The following is a 17,173-nucleotide window of genomic DNA, read 5'->3' as shown; positions in this document are numbered from 1 at the left end:
CCGCTGCCGCGGCCGGTCCCGGCAGGCCCGGGCCGCCGCGCCCGAAGGGCGAAGTCGAGCGAAAATCACGCCTGCCTCCGGCGCCCACCAGGATCCCCGACACCAATGATCGGGGCCGTGAGCCCGCCGGAAGCGGCCCGCGGCCTCGATGCAGCGGGCGCGCTCGAATGGTCGTCAGGGAGCTGTATGAACAAGAAGTCGTCCGGGAATCCGGAAGCGGCGGGAAAGCCGTCGATCGAAACTGCGGCCGCACCGGCCGCACCGCCCGGGCGTTCGCGCCGCTTCAGGGTGGACGTGGGCACCATCGTCAGTGCCGTGGCGCTGACACAGTCGCTGTTGCTGGTCTCGCTGGGCTACTGGGGGTCGCAGCGGCTGGTGTCGCGCATCGGCGTGTCCGCGCACAAGGCCAACCACCACCGCACCGAAGACAAGGTGCTGGCCTTTCTGCAGAAGGCCGAGTCGGTCGTCAACGCTGTGGGCACAGCCCCCAGCCTGCGCCCAGCGGGCGAACACGCCGAAAGAACAGCCGAGCTGCTCTGGACGCTGCTGCAGCAGTCGCCCGAGCTCGACAGCATCTACGTCAGCAACGAGAAGGGCCAGATGCTGATGGCACTGCGCTACCCTGTGCCGGCCATGCGCCATATCGAGCGCGGCGCGGGATTCACCACCGAGACGTGGCAGTACATGCTGCCCCTGGACGCCGAGGCCGACGTGCAGCAGCGCTTCGCCACGCAGCGCCTCGCGTCCTTCCGCAGCAGCTACGACCCGACGCAACGCGGCTGGTATGTGCAGGCCCACAAGGCACAGGGGCCGGTCTGGACGCAGCCGTACGTATTCGCCGCCGCGCAGGAGCTGGGCGTGACCTACGCGCTGCCGAGCCAGCGCAGCTATGCGGACAGCGCGGCGCAGGCCATGGTGGTGGCGGGCGATGTGTCGCTGGGGCGGCTGTCGGAATTCGTGCGCCAGTTCAGCAGCGACGGCTACGGCGACAGCGCCCTGCTGAGCGCCGACGCCCGGGTGCTCGCGCGCAGCGACATGCCGGGTGTGCTGCATCAGCTGGAGCCGCCGGCCGGCGTGCTCGGCGCCTTGTACGCGAACACGGTGATCGGCGGCACGGCGGACAGTGGCTCGAACAAGAAGTTCTCCTTTACCTACGAAGGTCGCCGCTACCTGGTGCAGGCCTCGCGCATTCCCAGCACCGGATGGCAGCTCGTGAGCTGGGTGCCCGAAGACATGCTGCTGGGCGAACTGAACCGCGCGGTGCTGTGGGGCCTGTTGCTGGCGCTGGCCTTCCTGGCCATCGCGCTGTTCATCTCGCTGAAGCTGTCGAAGCTGGTGACCTCGCCGGTAGAGAACCTCTCGCACATCGCGCGCAGCATCGGCCTGCTGGAACTCGACAACCTGCCGCGCGAACCGAGCCGCGTGCTCGAGATCCAGCACCTGGACCAGGCGCTGGACGACTCGGCGCGCAGCCTGAAGGCCTTCAGCAAGTTCGTGCCGGTGGACGTGATCAACCAGCTGATCGACGAGGGCCATGCGCTCGCGCCCTCCGGTTCGTCGCGCCGCGTGACCGTGATGTTCACCGACGTGGAGGGCTTCACCTCGATCTCGGAATCGCTGGACACCGACGTGCTGGTGGGCATGCTGACGGAATACTTCAACCTGGCGGCAGGCGTGTTCGCGCGGCACGGCGGCGTGGTCGACAAGTTCATCGGCGACGGCATCATGGTGCTGTGGGGCGCACCCTCCGACCTGAAGGACGCGGAATACCAGGCCTGCGTGGCCGCGCTGGAGCTGCACGTGGAGATGGACGAACTCAACCGCAAGTGGCACGAGCAGGGGCTGCCGAGGTTCCGCACCCGCATCGGCATCCACACCGGCATGGTGATCGCGGGGGTGCTCGGCTCGAACGACCGGCTGTCCTACACCGCGTTCGGCGACGCGATCAACGTGGCGAGCCGCATCGAAGGCATCAACAAGCAGCTCGGAACGCAGACGCTGATTTCCGAGGCCACCTTCGCGGGGCTCGGCGGCCGGCTTCATGCACGCCGCATCGAGGAATTGGTGGAGCTGCGCGGCCGGCAGACGCGCATGGTGCTCTATGAGCTCACGGCCTGAGCTTGCTCGTGGGCGCGAAGCTCACGCGCCCATCATGCGGAGGCACGCTGCGCGGCAAAGGCCACGAACCAGTCGAGGCTGCCGGGGTTGGCCATCGCCTCGCGGTTGACCACCTTCTCGATCGGCTGGCCCAGCAGCAGCTTCTTGATCGGCAGCTCCTGTTTCTTGCCCGAGAGCGTGCGCGGGATCTCGGCCACCTGGAAGATGTCGTTGGGCGCGAAGCGAGGCGACAGCGAAGTCTTGATGGCGTTGTTGATCTTCGCGCGCATGGCCTCGTCGAGCGCCACGCCGGGGCGCAGCACCACGAACAGCGGCATGTAGCTGTCGCGGCCCAGGTATTCGAGATCGACCACCATCGAGTCGAGTACCTCGGGCAGGCCCTCGACCGCGCTGTAGATCTCGCTCGTGCCCATGCGCAGGCCCTGGCGATTGATGGTGGCGTCGCTGCGGCCGTAGATGATGCAGCCGCCGTCGGTGCCGATCTTGATCCAGTCGCCGTGGCGCCATACGCCGGGATAGGTGTCGAAGTAGCTCGACAGGTAGCGCGCGTTGCCCTCGTCGCCCCAGAAGTAGAGCGGCATCGACGGAATCGGCTTGGTGCACACCAGCTCGCCGACCTCGCCGACGACGGGCTGGCCGTTCTCGTTCCAGGCCTCGACCGAATGGCCCAGCTCGCGGCACTGCATCTGGCCCGGCACTTCGGGCAGGTCGCGGTTGCCGCCGACAAAAGCGCCGCAGAAATCGGTGCCGCCGGAGATGTTGCACCACCACACCTCCTTCGAGCCCGCGTCGAGGATCTGCTGCGAGCCCCAGCGCTGTACCTCCTCGGGCAGCGGCGAGCCGGTGCTGCCGAGCGCTCGCACGCGCGACAGGTCGCCGCATTCCTTCGCGACGAGGCCCGACTTCATGCAGTTGGTGAAATAGGCCGCACCCGCGCCGAAGAAGGTGACACGGTGCTTCGCGACGAAGCGCCACAGCACGCCCCAGTCGGGCTTCTCCTTGCTGCCCGCCGGGTTGCCGTCATAGATGCAGATGGTGGCGCCGAAGGCCATGCCCGAGAGCTGCGAGTTCCACATGACCCAGCCCGTGGAGCTGTACCAGTGGTAGCGCTCGCCGAAGTTGTTGGCGCCGTAGCTCGCGCCCACGTCGTTGTGCAGGCCGCAGGCATGCATGGTGAGGATGATGCCGCCCTGCCCGTGCACGATGGGCTTGGGCAGGCCTGTGGTGCCGCTCGAATAGACGATCCAGATCGGATGGTCGAAGGGCAGCCATTCGGGCTCGAAGGCGGCGACCTCGGCATCGTTGCGCGCGATGGCCTGTGTCCATTCGACGTCGTGCGGCACGGCGCTGGCGGCATACGGCGACTTCACGAGCAACAGCTTCTGCACACTTGGCAGCTGGCCGCGCAGCTCCTGCAGCACGGCGCTGCGGTCGAGCGGCTTGCCGCCATAGTGCACGCCGTCGACGGCGATCAGCACCTTGGGTTCGATCTGGCGAAAGCGGTCGGCCACGGCGGCCGTGCCCATGTCGGGCGCGCACACGCTCCAGATCGCGCCGATGCTGGAGCATGCGAGGAACGCGACCATGGTCTCGGGCACGTTGGGCATGTAGGCCGCAACGCGGTCGCCGCGCCGCACGCCGAGCGACTTGAGCATGAGCGCGACCGACGCGACCTGGCGCCGCATCTCCGGCCACGACATCTCGCGCACTTCGCCGCGCTCGTTGTCGCTCACGATGGCGGGCATGCCGGCCGCGTGCGCCGCGTCGACATGGCGCAGCACCTCGCGGGCGTAGTTGACCTGCGCGCCGGGGAACCAGCGCGCGCCGGGCATGCGCGGCTCGGCGAGCACGGCCGTGTGCGGAGTGGGCGACTCGATGCGGGCGTAATCCCAGATGCTCTGCCAGAAGGCGTCGAGCTCGGTGACGGACCAGCGCCACAGGGCGTCGTAGCTGTCGAAGCGAAGGCCGCGCGTCTCGCGCAGCCAGTCTTGATAGAGGCGGATCTGGGGGATGTTGGGGGCGGGCATGGCACGAGCGTAGCGCCGCGAACGAGCGTGCTCAATGGGGGTTGACCTCAGGGTTTGTACGCGTGTTCAATGTTTTTGTACAAGCGTTCAATACGCCCCGATGAGCACCCGCACACCCACCGCAAGGCGCAGCACCTCGCGTGCCGCGACGCCAGCCCCCGCCGCAGTCACCATCGAGACTGCGCGGCCCGACCGCAAGCAGGCGATCCTGCTGGCGGCCGAGAAACTTTTTGCGCAGCACGGCTACCACGTGGTGACGATCCGCCAGATCGCCGAAGAGGCCGGCGTGCCGCTGGCGCTGGTGGGCTACTACTACGGCCAGAAGCACGAGCTGTTTCACGCGATCTTCGAACACTGGAGCCATTCCATCGAGGCGCGGCTCGCGGGACTGGCAGCGGTGAACGTCGACCCCGACGACGCGCGCACGCTGCCGCGCATCATCGATGCCTTCACCGCGCCCGTGCTGGCGCTGCGCGCGAGCGCCGAGGGCGAGTACTACGCGCTGCTGGTGGCGCGCGAGCTCTACCACGCCACCGAGGAAGCCGACCGCGTGCTGCGCAGCTACTTCGACCCGCTGGCCGAGGCCTACATCGACGCGCTGCACCTCGCGCTGCCGCACGCCACGCGCAGCCAGGCGGCCTGGGGCTACCAGTTCGCGCTGGGCGCGCTGCTGCACCACCTGAACGACAGCCGCATCGAACGCCTCACGCGCGGCGAGAACAGGCGCGCCGACCCGGCCGTGGCGCCGATGCTCGTGAACTTCATCGTCGGCGGCCTGCGCGCCGCACTGCCGCGCCCGAAGACCGCCAGAACCCCACGCACGAGAACCACCCCCAGGAGACAAAAGACATGATGAAACGACGCACCCTGCTGTCGGCGCTTGCCGCAGCATCGGCCGCCGCCGCACTGCCTTCGCGCGCCCAGTCCAACCCGAAGATCGTGTTCGGCTACACGGCCGTGACCGACTTCGCCTCGGTGTTCGTGGCGGCCGAAGAGGGCTACTTCAAGAAGCGCAACCTCGACGTCGAGCTCAAGTTCATTCCGCTGAATTCGACGATCCCGGCGGCACTGCAGTCCGACTCGCTGCAGATTGGCGGACCCACGCCCTCGGTCTTCCTGCAGGCGGTGGATGGTGGCCTGGACCTCGTGCTGGTGGCCGGCGGCGGCCTCACCTCGAAGACGATCACCGGCTTCGGCCTGGTGGCGCGCGCGGGCTCGGGCATCAAGGGGCCGCAGGACTGCGTGGGCAAGAAGATCGGCGTGCCGGGCCTCGGCGCCTTCCTGCACGTGACCTTCCGCGCGTGGCTGAAGGACAGCGGCGTGGACTACCGCAAGGTGAACTTCGTCGAGGCCGCGTTCCCGCAGCACGCCGACCTGCTGCGCGGCGGCTCGGTCGATGCGGTGGTGTCGGCCGACCCGTTCATGAGCCGCATCACCGAGAGCGGTGCGGGCTACGTGGCCTCGTACTACTCGACCTTCCTGCCGGAGAACAACCAGACCATCGTGCATGCGGCCAAGCGCGAGTGGGTGGCGAAGAACCCGGCCGCTGCGCGCGCGTTCCGCGAGGCGCTGGTCGAATCGGCCGCCTTCATGCAGCAGCCGAGGAACGACGCCAAGGTGCGCGCGGCCATCGGCAAGTACATCAAGCTCCCGCCCGAGGTGCTGGCCAAGGTGCAGATCTCGCCGCCCGGCCCCGTGGTGACGGAAAAGCAGCTCGCCTACTGGACCGGGCTGATGAAGGAGCAGGAAATGCTCAAGACGAGCATCGACGTGGCGAAGCTGGTGGCGAAGTGATCGCAGCACCCGCCCCCGTCACCGCGCGCGCCGCACTGTCGGCGAGCGCCTTTCGTTCGCCGACCGTCCCCACGATGCAAGCCACCCCCTTCCTGTGCTTCGACGGCGTGACCATCCGCCTCGGCGGACGCGAGATCCTGTCGCCCACTTCGTTCGACGTGGCGCGCGGCGAGTTCGTCTGCATCGTCGGCCCGAGCGGCTGCGGCAAGACCACGTTGCTGCGCGCGGCCAGCGGGCTCGTCAGCGCGAGCGCGGGCGAGGTGCGGCGCAACGGCGCGAAGATGACCGAGCCCTCGCGCGAAGTGGCTTTCGTGTTCCAGGACTACGGCCGCGCGCTGCTGCCCTGGCGCACGGTGGAAGGCAACGTGAGCCTCGCACTGGAAGCGGCCGGCGTGCCGGCGGCGGAACGCGCGCCGCGCATTGCCGATGTGCTCGCCAAGGTCGGCCTCGCGAAGCATGCGCACAAGTTTCCGGTGCAGTTGTCGGGCGGCATGCAGCAGCGCGCACAGATCGCCCGCTGCCTCGCGCAGAAGCCCGACCTGATGATGATGGACGAGCCCTTCGGCGCGCTGGACGCGCTCACGCGCCAGAGCCTGCAGGACGAGCTGGCGCGGCTGGTGCGCGACGACGGGCTCACGGTGCTGTTCGTCACGCACGACCTCGAAGAAGCCATCTACCTCGGCGACCGCGTGATCGCGCTGCAGGCCAACCCCGGGCCGGGGCGGCCGAGCCTCGCGCGGATGATCGACGTGAAGATCCCGCGCCCGCGCGACCAGCTCACGACCAAGGAGCATCCGGAATACCTGCACCTGCGGCGCGAGCTCTTCGCCTTCATCGAGCAGGGCCATGAATAGGCACACCCCCAGTCTTCGCGCACTTCGTGTCGCTTCGCCTACCCCCTCGCCGGGGGCAACACCTGCGGCCCGGCGAAGCCGGTTCCGCGGTGTTCCTGGCAAGGTCCGTCCCTTTGTACTGCCGCTGCTGCTCCTGGCTCTGTTCGAGTGGTACGCGCGGCGCGCGGCCGCGCTGGGCAGCGATGCGCTCGCACCGCCGAGCGCGGCGGCGAAGGCCTTCGTCGGCGCGGCCATGGACGGCTCGCTCTGGCTGGCCACGGGCTTCACGCTCGGCACGGCGGCACTCGGCCTGCTGCTGGGCGCCGTGCTCGGCATTGCGCTGGGGCTGGTGCTCGGGCTCTCGCGCCGCGCGGCGCAGCTCGGCTCTGTCTCCATCGAAGTACTTCGGCCCGTGCCATCCGTCGCGCTGATTCCGCTCGCGATGCTGGGCTTCGGATTCGGCGTGCGCATGGAGCTGGCCATCGTCGCATTCGCCACCTTCTGGCCGCTGCTGGTATTGGTGCAGTCGGCGGTGCAGCAGGTCGAGCCGCGGCTGCTCGAGGTGAGCCGCGTGCTGGGCCTGTCGTCGCGCGAGCGGGCCTTCAAGATCGTGCTGCCGGCCATCGTGCCGCGCCTGTTCGTCGCGCTGCGGCTGGGCGTGGCGGTGGCGCTGGTGGTGGCCGTGACGGTGGAGATCGCGGCCAATCCGAACGGCATGGGCTACGCGATGATGATCGCGCAGCAGAGCTTCGACCCCGCGCTGATGCTCGCGTGGCTGGGCTGGATCGGCGTGGTCGGCTTCGCGGTCAACGCGGGCATGGTGCGGCTGCAGGCCTGGGTCGCACGCCGCATGGGGGTGCAGCCATGAACAACCACCGCAACGACCGGTTCGGCTTGGGGTGGCTGGGGTCGGTGGGCATGCTGCTCGCACTGGTCGCGCTGTGGTGGGTGGCGAGCAACGCGGGCTGGGTCAGCCGCGTGTTTTTGCCGACGCCGCAGGCCACGTTTGCGAGCCTGCTCGAAGGGCTCAATCTCTCTTCGGGCAATTCAGGCAACGGTGAACTGCTCGCCTTCACGCAGGCCACGGTCGGCCGCATGGTCGAAGGCTGGCTGCTCGCGTCGCTTTTCGGCGTGCTGCTGGGCGCGGCCATCGGCGTATCGCCCCAGGTGAGTGCGTGGGTGCAGCCGACGCTGGAATTCATCCGCCCGCTGCCCGCCTCGGCGCTGCTGCCGCTGGCCATCTCCATCTTCGGGCTGAACCCCGGCATGGTGCTCTTCGTGGTCGCATTCGGCGCGATGTGGCCGGTGCTGCTGGCCACGGTGCACGGCTTCGCGGCCGTGGAGCCACGCCTTTCGGAAGTGGCGCGCTGCCTGCAGATGTCGCGCGCGGCGTACACCTGGAAGATGGGCCTGCCCAACGCCATGCCCGACATCCTGGCCGGCATGCGGCTCGCGCTGACCATCGCGCTGGTCGTCGCGGTGGTGGGCGAAATGATCGCCTCGCAAAACGGCCTGGGCCAGGCCATCCTGCTGGCGGCGCGCGCCTTCCGCGCGAGCGACCTGTTCGCCGGCATCGTGCTGCTCGGACTCATCGGCTTCGTGAGCAACGCGCTGCTGGCCCTTGCCGAGCGACGGCTGCTGCGTTGGCAGCGCCCCTGACTCCCCGATTGCTTCTCTCCCCAAACACGAACACCCCACAAGGAGCCTCTTCATGCCACGCAAATTCGTCGATCTCTCGATCTTTCTCGAAAACGATGTGCTCTCCGATCCACCGGCCTTCGCGCCGAAGATCCAGTACTTCACGCATGAGCAGACCTACGAGCAGATCGAACCCTTCTTTCCCGGCTTGAAAAAGGAAGACCTGCCCGACGGCGAAGGCTGGGCCGTGGAACTGGTGCAGCTGTCGACGCACAACGGCACGCACCTCGATGCGCCCTATCACTTCCACTCGACCATGGACAAGGCGCTGGGTGAGAAGAAGCCCGCCATCGCCATCCATGACGTGCCGCTCGAATGGTGCTTCCAGCCGGGCGTGAAGCTCGACTTCCGGCACTTCGCCGATGGCTACGTGGTCACGGCCGACGACGTCGAGGCCGAACTCAAGCGCATCGGCCACACGCTGAGCCCGCTGGAGATCGTGGTGGTCAACACGCGCGCCGGTTCGCGCTACGGCCATCCGGACTACGTGTCGGCCGGCGCAGGCATGGGCTACGAGGCGACGATGTACCTGCTGGAACGCGGCGTGCGCCTCACGGGCACCGACGCATGGAGCTGGGACGCGCCCTTCGTGCACACCGCAAAGAAGTACGGCGAGACGCACGACGCCTCGCTGATCTGGGAAGGCCACAAGGCCGGGCGCGACATCGGCTATTGCCACATCGAGAAGCTGCACAACCTCGAGGCGCTGCCGCCCACGGGCTTCTTCATCAGCTGCTTCCCGCACAAGATCCGCGGCGCGTCGGCCGGGTGGACGCGCGCGGTGGCGATCTTCGACGATGCGCTGATGGCGTCGGTGTGAGGGCCGATTCATGAACGCGCTCAACCGCACGCACGACCTCCACGCGCGCAGCTGGGTCGAATCGGCCAATGCGGCAGGCGGCGACTTCCCGATCCAGAACCTGCCGCACGCTGTGTTCCGCCGCGCGGGCAGCGCCGAGCCGTTTCGCGGCGGCATCGCCATCGGCGGCGAGGTGCTCGACCTCGCCGCGCTGGTCGCGCGCCAGCAGCTCGACGGCCTGGCGCTCGACGCGGCGCGCGCCGCCGCATTGCCGGCATTGAACGACTTCTTCGCGCTCGGCCGCTCCGCGTGGAAGGCGTTGCGCCACGCACTGTTCGACCTGCTGAAGAACGACGCGCCCGTGGCCTCGGTGCAGGCCGTGCGCGAATGCCTGGTGCCGCAGGCCGAGGTCGAATACACCGTGCCCGCGCGCATCGGCGACTACACCGACTTCTACACATCGATCGACCATGCGCTGAACATCAGCCGCCTGATGGACCCCGACGGCGACGTGACGCCCAACTTCCGCTGGATTCCGACTGCGTACCACGGGCGGGTGTCGACCATCGGCGTGAGCGGCCAGCGCTTTCACCGGCCGATGGGGCAGGCGATGGCGCCGGGCGCGAAGGCGCCCACGTACCAGGCCTGCGCGCGGCTCGACTACGAGCTGGAGCTCGGCGTGTGGATCGGCATCGGCAACCCGCAGGGCGAACCCATTCCGCTCGAACGCGCGGACGAACACATCTTCGGCATCTGCCTGCTCAACGACTGGTCGGCGCGCGACATCCAGTTCTGGGAGATGGCGCCGCTCGGGCCGTTCCTGGCGAAGAACTTCGCGACCACGATCTCGCCATGGATCGTGACGATGGAAGCGCTCGCGCCCTACCGCCAGGCCTGGACGCGAGCGGCCCACGAGCCCCAGCCGCTCGCGTATCTGGAAAGTACGGCGAACCGCGAGAGCGGCGCGCTCGACATCCGCCTGGAGGTCTGGCTCGAAAGCGAGAAGGCACGCAAGGACAAGGCCGGGCCGTCGCGCCTGTCGTCCACGAGCTTCAGGCACCAGTATTGGAGCGTCGCGCAGATGGTGGCGCACCACACGATGGGCGGCTGCAGCCTGAACCCGGGCGACCTGTTCGGCAGCGGCACGATCTCGGGGCCCGGCGCGGGCGAGGCCGGCGCAATCATCGAGCTGACGCGCGCAGCGCAAAGCCCGGTGACGCTGGCCAATGGCGAGCAGCGTGGTTTTCTTGAAGACGGCGATGCGGTGCTGCTGCGCGGCTGGTGCGAGAAGCCGGGGTATGCGCGCATCGGTTTCGGGGAGAGCCGTGGAACGGTGCTGCCAGCCAGGAGTTGAGCAGAAGCACCAAAGAAAAAGGCCACCCGATGAGGTGGCCTTTTCTTTAATCTGGAGCGGGAGAAGAGTCTCGAACTCTCGACCTCAACCTTGGCAAGGTTGCGCTCTACCAACTGAGCTACTCCCGCGTGGAGCCCTCGATTATAGGGTGAATTGAGACCGTTTTTACCGAGCCCGAGAAAAAAGTTCGTTCAAGCACCGAATACCAGCGACCGGTGCATCGACACGCCGGCCATCAACCCATCGGCCGAGGCCAGCGTGGCATTGCTGAACGTCATGGCGAGGTCGCCTGCCGCATAGACGCCGGGCACCGTCGTCATCTTCATCGCGTCGGTGCGCAGCACGCGGCCCATCGGACCATCGTCGAAGGCGCAGCCGAGTTGCTCGGCCAGCGGACTGGCCGGGCGCGTGTGCGGCGCCACGAACATCGCCCCGACCGGCACGAGCCGGCCATCGTCGATGCGCACGCCGGCCAGGTCCGCCCGTTGCCCCTCCAGGCCGGCGATGCGTCCCGGCTCGATGGCCACGCCGCGCGACCGCAGCCTCGTACGCACCTCGGCGTCGGGCCCTTCGCCGCCATTGAGGAAGAGCGTGGTCGGGCCCCACTCGGCGATCAGCAGCGCGTGGTCCGCCGGCGCGCCGCTGTGGAAAAGCAAGCCCAGCGAGCGGCCGCCGAACTCGTAGCCATGACAGTAGGGACAGTGCAGCACGCTCTTGCCCCAACGCTCGCCGATCCCGGCGATGTCGGGCAGGCCGTCCTGCACGCCGAACGACAGCAGCAGCTTGTGCGTCGAGATCTCTTCCCCGCCGTGCAGCGACACCGTGAAGCCTCCGGCGCCGTCCGCGCTCCCGGCCACCACGCTGCCCTTGATGAACTCGACGGATGGATAGGCGAGCAGCTTGTCGCGCGCGCCGGCAATCATCTCCAGCGGCGGCGTGCCGTCCTGCCCGAAGAAGCCGTGCGACGCGGCGGCGAAGCGGTTGCGCGGCGCGCCCGCGTCGACGACGCACACGTTCCTGCGCGCGCGAGCCAGTTGCATCGCAGCGGAAAGGCCGGCAAAACTGCCGCCCACGATCAGAGCGTCATGGCGCATGTTCGATGTCCTTCAATGTGAAGCCGCCGCCTGTCATGCGGCGGTGGAAGTCCCTGGAAAGATCGGCCAGCGTGATGCTGTTGAATCGCTTCAGCAGCAGCGCCTCGGCGTCCTGGAAGGCGCCGTCGAGCGCCGCGTTCACGGCCTGCTCGACGATGCAGCCCGGGCTCTCGGTGCGGTTGCCCATGGCCAGCAGCGCGGGCGCGCCGACGGCGTTGTGGATGTCGCCCAGCGTGACTGCCGCGAGCGAGCACGACAGCACCCAGCCTCCGCCATGGCCCTTGGCCGAACTGACGAAGCCCGACTGCCGCAGGCCGGCCATGACGCGGCGCACGACGACCGGGTTGGTGTGCATCGCGGCCGCGAGCGCCTCGGACGTGACGGGGCCTTTCAACTCGGCCATGTGCAGCAGCACATGGAGAACGCCCGAAAGCCTGCTGTCTCGTTTCATGCAACATTATTAGTTGCATAAGTTTTCCATGACATGCCGAAGGGTCTTCGGGAGTTCGGCATGCCGCATCGCTTGTCACGGCACAGGCACGAGAATCGACCCCGCCATGACGCCCACACCGACCACCCTTCTCGACGCTGCCCTGCGCGGCGTGCTGCTGGCCTTGCTGCTGGTGCTCGCGCTGGTCCTCGGGCGCGATCGTCCTCGCCTGCCGGTCGCGCGCGCGGGCGTGCTGCTCGCGCTCGGCCTGTGCGTGCAGGCCATCGGCTCCACGCCGCTGTTCGAAGCGCTCGTGTCGCGCGGGTGGCAGGCGCCCTTTGTCTCGGTCTCCGTCGGCAACGCCGTGCTGTTCTGGGTGTTCGTGCAAGCGCTGTTCGACGACAACTTCCGGCTGCGGCCGATGCACGTCGCCGCGTGGCTCGCGGTGGCGGCGCTGGCCGCGCTCAATTGCGCGGTCGTGGCAGGCAGCGCCTCGGTGCTCGCGCCGGTGACGCTGGGCCTGCAGCGCGCGGTGCCGCTGGTGTTCGCGGTGCTGGCCGCGATGGCGGCGGCTTCGCAGTGGCGGGCAGACCTGGTGGAGGGACGGCGCCGGCTGCGCGCGTTCATCGTGGTGGCGGGCGTCGGCTACAGCATCGGCATGCTGGCCGTGCGGCTGGCCTCGCCGCAGGGCCGGCTGTCGAGCCTGTCGGCGACGGCCGATGTGGCGATGCTGCTGCTGATCGTGGCCGTGGTGGCATGGCGGATGGTGCGGCTGGCGGGGTCGGAGCTGTTTCCGGCTTCACGGGCGCCCGTTGCGATTCCTGCGCAAGAGACCGTCGCACCAGTCCCCGTCGCGCCTGCGGAACCCGAGCCCGAACAAGCCCCCGACCCCGCCGAGGACCGCCTCGCGGAATCCTTGCGGCACGCCATGGCGGTGGAACATGCCTACCGCAGCGAAGACCTGAGCATCGCCGGCCTGGCCGCCCGGCTGTCAGTGCCGGAATACCGCCTGCGCCGCCTCATCAACCAGCGGCTGGGGCATCGCAACTTCAACGCCTTCGTCAACGGCCTCCGCCTGGCCGAGGCGATGGCGGCGCTGGCCGATTCTTCCAAGCGCGAGCTGCCGGTGCTGACCATCGCATTGACCGCGGGCTTCCAGTCCATCGGCCCGTTCAACCGCGCGTTCAAGGCCGCCACCGGCCTCACGCCCACCGAATTCCGCAGGCAGAAGCTGGCCGGATCCTGAAATCTCTTGCCGAAAGCCGCGCTTGCGGCTTTCGGCAAGACTCGGCGGCGGCGTCCCGGCATCGTGCGGGCCTTCAAAGGCAAGGAACCACCCCATGCGACGTCTTTCTTTTTCCTCTCTCTTCTTCCTGCTCCTCGCGCTTTGCTGCGGCTGGGCGCGAGCCTCGATGGGCATGGCGGAACTTCCCGCCGCGCCCGGCGACGGCCCGGTCACGGTGTTCTATCCGTCCACCGACGCGCCCCAGCCGACCCGGCGTGCCCGCTTCACGCTCGACGTGGCCGCGCAGGGCAAGCCGGCACCCGGCAATGGCCGGCTGGTGATCGTCTCGCACGGCTCGGGCGGCGCGCCCTGGGTGCACGCGGACATCGCGCGCGGCCTCGTCGAGGCCGGCTTCGTCGTCGCCATGCCCGAGCACAAGGCCGACAACTACAAGGACGACAGCAACCCCGGTCCCGACAGCTGGACCATGCGCCCGGCCGAGGTGTCGCGCGCCATCGACGCGGTGGCGCGCGACCCACGCTTCGCGCCGCTGCTGCGGCTCGACAGGGTCGGCATGTACGGCATGTCGGCGGGCGGCCACACGGCCCTGAGCCTCGCGGGCGGGCGCTGGTCGCCGGCCGCGTTCGCGCAGCACTGCGAGGTCGACCTGGTGAACGACTTCCAGTCCTGCGTCGGCCTCATCACGCGGCTGACCGGCGGACCGCTCGACGGCATCAAGAAATGGGCCGCATTGCTCCTCATCCGCCACCGCTTCGGCGACGACGCCGCGCCGCGCAAGCACACCGATCCGCGCATCGCCGCCATCGTTGCAGGCGTGCCGGGTTCGGCCGATTTCGACATGGCCTCGCTCGCGGCGCCGCGCGTACCACTTGGCCTGATCACCGCCGCGCAGGACCGCTGGCTGATCCCGCGCTTCCACAGCGACCGGGTGCTTGCGGCCTGCCTGCCGCGCTGCGAGCTGATCGCGGACATGCCGACCGGTGGGCACGGCTCGCTGTTGTCTCCGCTACCGCCGGACCTCACGGGACTGATCGGCGACCTGCTCAACGACCCGCCGGGCTTCGACCGCGTCGGCGTGTTACCGGAAGTTAACCAGAAGACAACGGCCTTCTTCAGCACGCATCTGCTGCCATGATTCGCACCGCGGGGGCAACGTTCGAGCCTCCTGTTTCGCCGACAGCCAGTTCCCACACGCGTGGGCGGCTGTGGCGCACATGGCGACAAAGGCCGGCCCGGCCATGGTTGCACCCGAGCCGACCGAACCCCGGTCGGTTCTTGAAATCGTGACCAGCTACGAAAGGAAAAGTCACCCATGAAGCAACAGCAACACAACCGCATCTTCCTCGGCGCCGTGCTCGCCGGCCTCCTGGCCATCGGCGGCGCAGCCCAGGCGCAAGGCGTCGGGGTCGGCGTGGGGGTCAATGCAGACGTGAACACCTCGGGCGCCGCAGGCTCTGGCTCCACCCATGGCGGTGCCGCGGCACGCACAGGTGCGGCCGCAGGCGCGAACACGAATGCCGGCACTGCCACGTCCGACACGGCCGGCAGCGCGACAGGCGGTGTGGGCAACGCCGTCGGTGGCGTGCTGGGCGGTGCCACTGGCGCCGTCAGCGGTGCCACGAATGCGGCAGGCGGCGTAACGAACACCGTGGGCGGCACGCTGAGTGGCGCAACCGGCGCCGTGGGTTCGGCCACCAATGCCGTGAAGCCGGGGAGCGCTGGCGCGAAGGCGAGCGGCAAGGCGCAGGGCTCGGGCGCCGTCGACATCAAGAAGTAATCGGCCCGCCGGCCCCGGCCGGACAAAAGCCCGCAGCGCTCGCGCGTTGCGGGCTTTTTTTCGGGCGAACGCCTCAGTTGGCCGGCTTGAGCTTGAACAGGCTGGTGACCGCCACGTCGAGCACCATCAGCTCGCGCTGGTTGAACAGCCGCCAGCGCCAGCGCAGGATGCCGAGCGTCGGGCGCTTTTCGGAGCGGCGCACCTCGGTCACGTCGGCCACCAGCCGCAGCGCATCGCCGGGCCGCACGGGATTCGGCCAGCGCACATGATCGAGCCCCGGCGAGGCGAACGATTCAGAACCGGCAAGCGCTGCGTCGACGGCCAGCCGCATCGCGATCGAGCACGTGTGCCAGCCGCTGGCGATCAGTCCGCCGAAGGAGCTGCCGGCCGCCGCCTCTGCATCGGTGTGGAACCACTGCGGGTCGTAGGCCCGTGCGAACTGCAGGAGCTCCGTTTCGGTGAGCACGTAGGGCCCGGCCTCGATGACCTGCCCCGCGTGGAAGTCGGCGAACTTCATCCGCCGCGGCCTAGTAGGTTTCGAGGTGCAGGCGGCCTTCGCGCTTCAAGGCAGCGCCGACCGTGTCCCAATCGAGCCCCGCTTCCTTCGCCACGTCGCGCAGTGCGAGCACCACGCCTTCTTCCATGCTCTTCAGGCCGCACACATAGAAGTGGCTCGCGCCATCTTTCAGCAGCGCGGCCAGGTCGGCGGCGCGCTCGCGCATCAGGTCCTGCACGTAGCGCTTGGGTTGCCCCGGCGTGCGCGAGAACGCGAGGTTGATGTCGATGAAGTCCTTGGGCAGCGACTGCAGCGGGCCGAAGTACGGCAGCTCCTGCTGCGTGCGCGCGCCGAAGAACAGCATCAGCTTGCCGCCCTCGAACTTGCCGCTCTTGCGCAGGCGGCGGCGCCATTCGGTCATGGCGCGCATCGGAGCGCTGCCGGTGCCGGTGCAGATCATCACGATGTGCGACTTGGGGTGATTCGGCATCAGGAACGACGAGCCGAAGGGCCCCACCACCTGCACCGTGTCGCCCACCTTCAGGTCGCACACGTAGTTGGAGCACACGCCGCGCACGGCGTCGCCCTGGTGGTCTTCGGTCACGCGCTTCACGGTGAGCGAGACGTTGTTGTAGCCGGGCCGCTCGCCATTGCGCGGGCTGGCCACCGAATACTGGCGTGCATGGTGGCGCTTGCCGATGGCATCGACGCCCGGCGGCACGATGCCGATCGACTGGCCCTCGAGCACCGGGAACGGCACCACGCCGAAGTCGAGCACGATGTGGTGCGTCTCGCTGTCGAAGCCGGCCTCGGTGCAGTTGAAGTTGCCCACCACGGTGGCGGTGGTCGGCGTCTTCGGCGGGAAGAGATTGGTGTACGCGTGCGCGGCCGACCAGGGCGGCACGGTGGCGCCGTATTGCGCCGAATTGAAGGCCGGCTCGATCGATTCGGCGGCCGCCTGGGCTTGCGTCTGCGCGGGCAAGGCCGCCGCGGGGTCGCCGGCCACTTCAGCGGACACGCCGGCGGCTTCGAGCTCTTCCGGCGAGAGTTCGGCGGGCAGCGATTCCCAGGTGAGCTGTTCCTCGATCGAGTACGCGCGCACCACCGGCATCGTGCGCCAGTTGTCGATCGAACCCGTCGGGCACGGCGAGATGCAGGCCATGCAGCCATTGCAGACGTCCGCGCGCACGACGTAGTTGTTGTCGTCGTGTGTGATCGCGTTCACGGGGCAGGTCGCCTCGCAGGTGTTGCAGCGGATGCAGATCTCGGGGTCGATCAGGTGCTGCTTGATGACCCCGGCTTCAACGGCCATGTCCATGTTGTTCTCCTAACCTGAAGCCCTCCCCCTTTGGGGGAGGGTTGGGTGGGGGCAAGCGGCCTCTGTCGTGGGCGCTATCGCCGCGTGGCGCCCCACCACCCCAACCACCCCCCGGGGGGGCGCCGAAAACCGCAAAAACCACAACCCCACCACGCGGGCCCGGAAAAACACCCCGGGGGGGGTAGAGCC

At 68.6% G+C, this 17,173-nt stretch carries 16 protein-coding genes and 1 tRNA gene; 11 read left to right on the top strand and 6 right to left on the bottom strand.

All coding sequences use genetic code 11. From position 1 onward, the window contains the following. Positions 1-186: 186 nt before the first annotated feature. Positions 187-2,118 carry an adenylate/guanylate cyclase domain-containing protein gene (locus ACCD11_RS18830; RefSeq protein ID WP_413315022.1) on the top strand — a complete coding sequence of 644 codons (1,932 nt, stop codon included), beginning with the start codon at positions 187-189 and terminating at the stop codon, positions 2,116-2,118. A 32-nt stretch (positions 2,119-2,150) separates the two neighbouring features. On the opposite strand, the gene ACCD11_RS18825 is transcribed toward ACCD11_RS18830, so the two are convergent. Next, positions 2,151-4,145 (bottom strand): acetoacetate--CoA ligase, encoded by a 1,995-nt coding sequence (locus ACCD11_RS18825; protein WP_413315021.1) that lies wholly within the window; start codon positions 4,143-4,145, stop codon positions 2,151-2,153. 100 nt (positions 4,146-4,245) lie between these two features. On the opposite strand from ACCD11_RS18825, the gene ACCD11_RS18820 reads away from it, so the two are divergent. Genes ACCD11_RS18820 through fahA form a run of 7 tightly spaced genes read left to right on the top strand, consistent with a single transcriptional unit; the run spans position 4,246 to position 10,623 of the window. Further along, positions 4,246-4,998 carry a TetR/AcrR family transcriptional regulator gene (locus ACCD11_RS18820; protein ID WP_007832609.1) on the top strand — a complete coding sequence of 251 codons (753 nt, stop codon included), beginning with the start codon at positions 4,246-4,248 and terminating at the stop codon, positions 4,996-4,998. Further along, a complete protein-coding gene (locus ACCD11_RS18815; protein WP_413315020.1) occupies positions 4,995-5,939 on the top strand; it encodes an ABC transporter substrate-binding protein in 945 nt (314 codons plus the stop codon). The genes ACCD11_RS18820 and ACCD11_RS18815 overlap by 4 nt, the downstream gene beginning before the upstream one ends. Continuing rightward, positions 5,936-6,793: an ABC transporter ATP-binding protein gene (locus ACCD11_RS18810; RefSeq protein WP_413315019.1), complete on the top strand. Its 858-nt coding sequence runs from the start codon at positions 5,936-5,938 to the stop codon at positions 6,791-6,793. The genes ACCD11_RS18815 and ACCD11_RS18810 overlap by 4 nt, the downstream gene beginning before the upstream one ends. Beyond that, a complete protein-coding gene (locus ACCD11_RS18805; RefSeq protein WP_413315018.1) occupies positions 6,786-7,640 on the top strand; it encodes an ABC transporter permease in 855 nt (284 codons plus the stop codon). Before ACCD11_RS18810 ends, ACCD11_RS18805 begins: the two co-directional genes overlap by 8 nt. Beyond that, entirely contained in the window at positions 7,637-8,431 is a 795-nt protein-coding gene (locus tag ACCD11_RS18800) for an ABC transporter permease (protein WP_413315017.1), read from the top strand. The genes ACCD11_RS18805 and ACCD11_RS18800 overlap by 4 nt, the downstream gene beginning before the upstream one ends. Before the next feature lie 52 nt (positions 8,432-8,483). Continuing rightward, the gene (locus tag ACCD11_RS18795) at positions 8,484-9,290 is read left to right on the top strand and encodes a cyclase family protein (RefSeq protein WP_007832619.1); all 807 of its coding nucleotides are present in this window, start codon (positions 8,484-8,486) and stop codon (positions 9,288-9,290) included. A 10-nt stretch (positions 9,291-9,300) separates the two neighbouring features. Next, positions 9,301-10,623: a fumarylacetoacetase gene (gene fahA / locus ACCD11_RS18790; protein WP_413315016.1), complete on the top strand. Its 1,323-nt coding sequence runs from the start codon at positions 9,301-9,303 to the stop codon at positions 10,621-10,623. A gap of 52 nt (positions 10,624-10,675) precedes the next feature. Here the strand turns inward: fahA and ACCD11_RS18785 are convergent. From ACCD11_RS18785 to ACCD11_RS18775, 3 genes are all read right to left on the bottom strand, one after another. Then, positions 10,676-10,751, bottom strand: a tRNA-Gly gene (locus ACCD11_RS18785). Positions 10,752-10,814: 63 nt separating this feature from the next. Continuing rightward, positions 10,815-11,717: an NAD(P)/FAD-dependent oxidoreductase gene (locus ACCD11_RS18780; RefSeq protein WP_413315015.1), complete on the bottom strand. Its 903-nt coding sequence runs from the start codon at positions 11,715-11,717 to the stop codon at positions 10,815-10,817. Then, positions 11,707-12,168: an RrF2 family transcriptional regulator gene (locus tag ACCD11_RS18775; protein ID WP_413315014.1), complete on the bottom strand. Its 462-nt coding sequence runs from the start codon at positions 12,166-12,168 to the stop codon at positions 11,707-11,709. The genes ACCD11_RS18780 and ACCD11_RS18775 overlap by 11 nt, the downstream gene beginning before the upstream one ends. A gap of 106 nt (positions 12,169-12,274) precedes the next feature. Here ACCD11_RS18775 and ACCD11_RS18770 point away from each other — a divergent pair, with 106 nt between their 5' ends. The 3 genes from ACCD11_RS18770 to ACCD11_RS18760 all read left to right on the top strand — a co-directional run bounded on the left by ACCD11_RS18770 (position 12,275) and on the right by ACCD11_RS18760 (position 15,170). Continuing rightward, on the top strand, positions 12,275-13,393 hold the full coding sequence (locus tag ACCD11_RS18770; protein WP_413315013.1) for a helix-turn-helix domain-containing protein: 1,119 nt from the start codon (positions 12,275-12,277) through the stop codon (positions 13,391-13,393). A gap of 94 nt (positions 13,394-13,487) precedes the next feature. Next, positions 13,488-14,528, top strand: coding sequence for an alpha/beta hydrolase family protein (locus ACCD11_RS18765; RefSeq protein WP_413315012.1), 1,041 nt, complete (start codon positions 13,488-13,490; stop codon positions 14,526-14,528). Between the two features lie 177 nt (positions 14,529-14,705). Continuing rightward, complete coding sequence (locus ACCD11_RS18760) at positions 14,706-15,170, top strand: adhesin (RefSeq protein ID WP_413315011.1); 465 nt, start codon at positions 14,706-14,708, stop codon at positions 15,168-15,170. 73 nt (positions 15,171-15,243) lie between these two features. On the opposite strand, the gene ACCD11_RS18755 is transcribed toward ACCD11_RS18760, so the two are convergent. Both ACCD11_RS18755 and boxA read right to left on the bottom strand, forming a co-directional pair. Beyond that, positions 15,244-15,687, bottom strand: coding sequence for a MaoC family dehydratase (locus tag ACCD11_RS18755; RefSeq protein WP_007832632.1), 444 nt, complete (start codon positions 15,685-15,687; stop codon positions 15,244-15,246). Between the two features lie 10 nt (positions 15,688-15,697). Then, entirely contained in the window at positions 15,698-16,984 is a 1,287-nt protein-coding gene (gene boxA / locus ACCD11_RS18750) for a benzoyl-CoA 2,3-epoxidase subunit BoxA (protein WP_413315010.1), read from the bottom strand. Between the last annotated feature and the right edge of the window lie 189 nt (positions 16,985-17,173).

This window comes from Variovorax sp. Varisp36, from assembly GCF_047304235.1.
Lineage (GTDB): Bacteria > Pseudomonadota > Gammaproteobacteria > Burkholderiales > Burkholderiaceae_C > Variovorax.
Note: the sequence above shows the minus strand (reverse complement) of the source record. Positions and strands in the feature narration are given on the sequence as shown.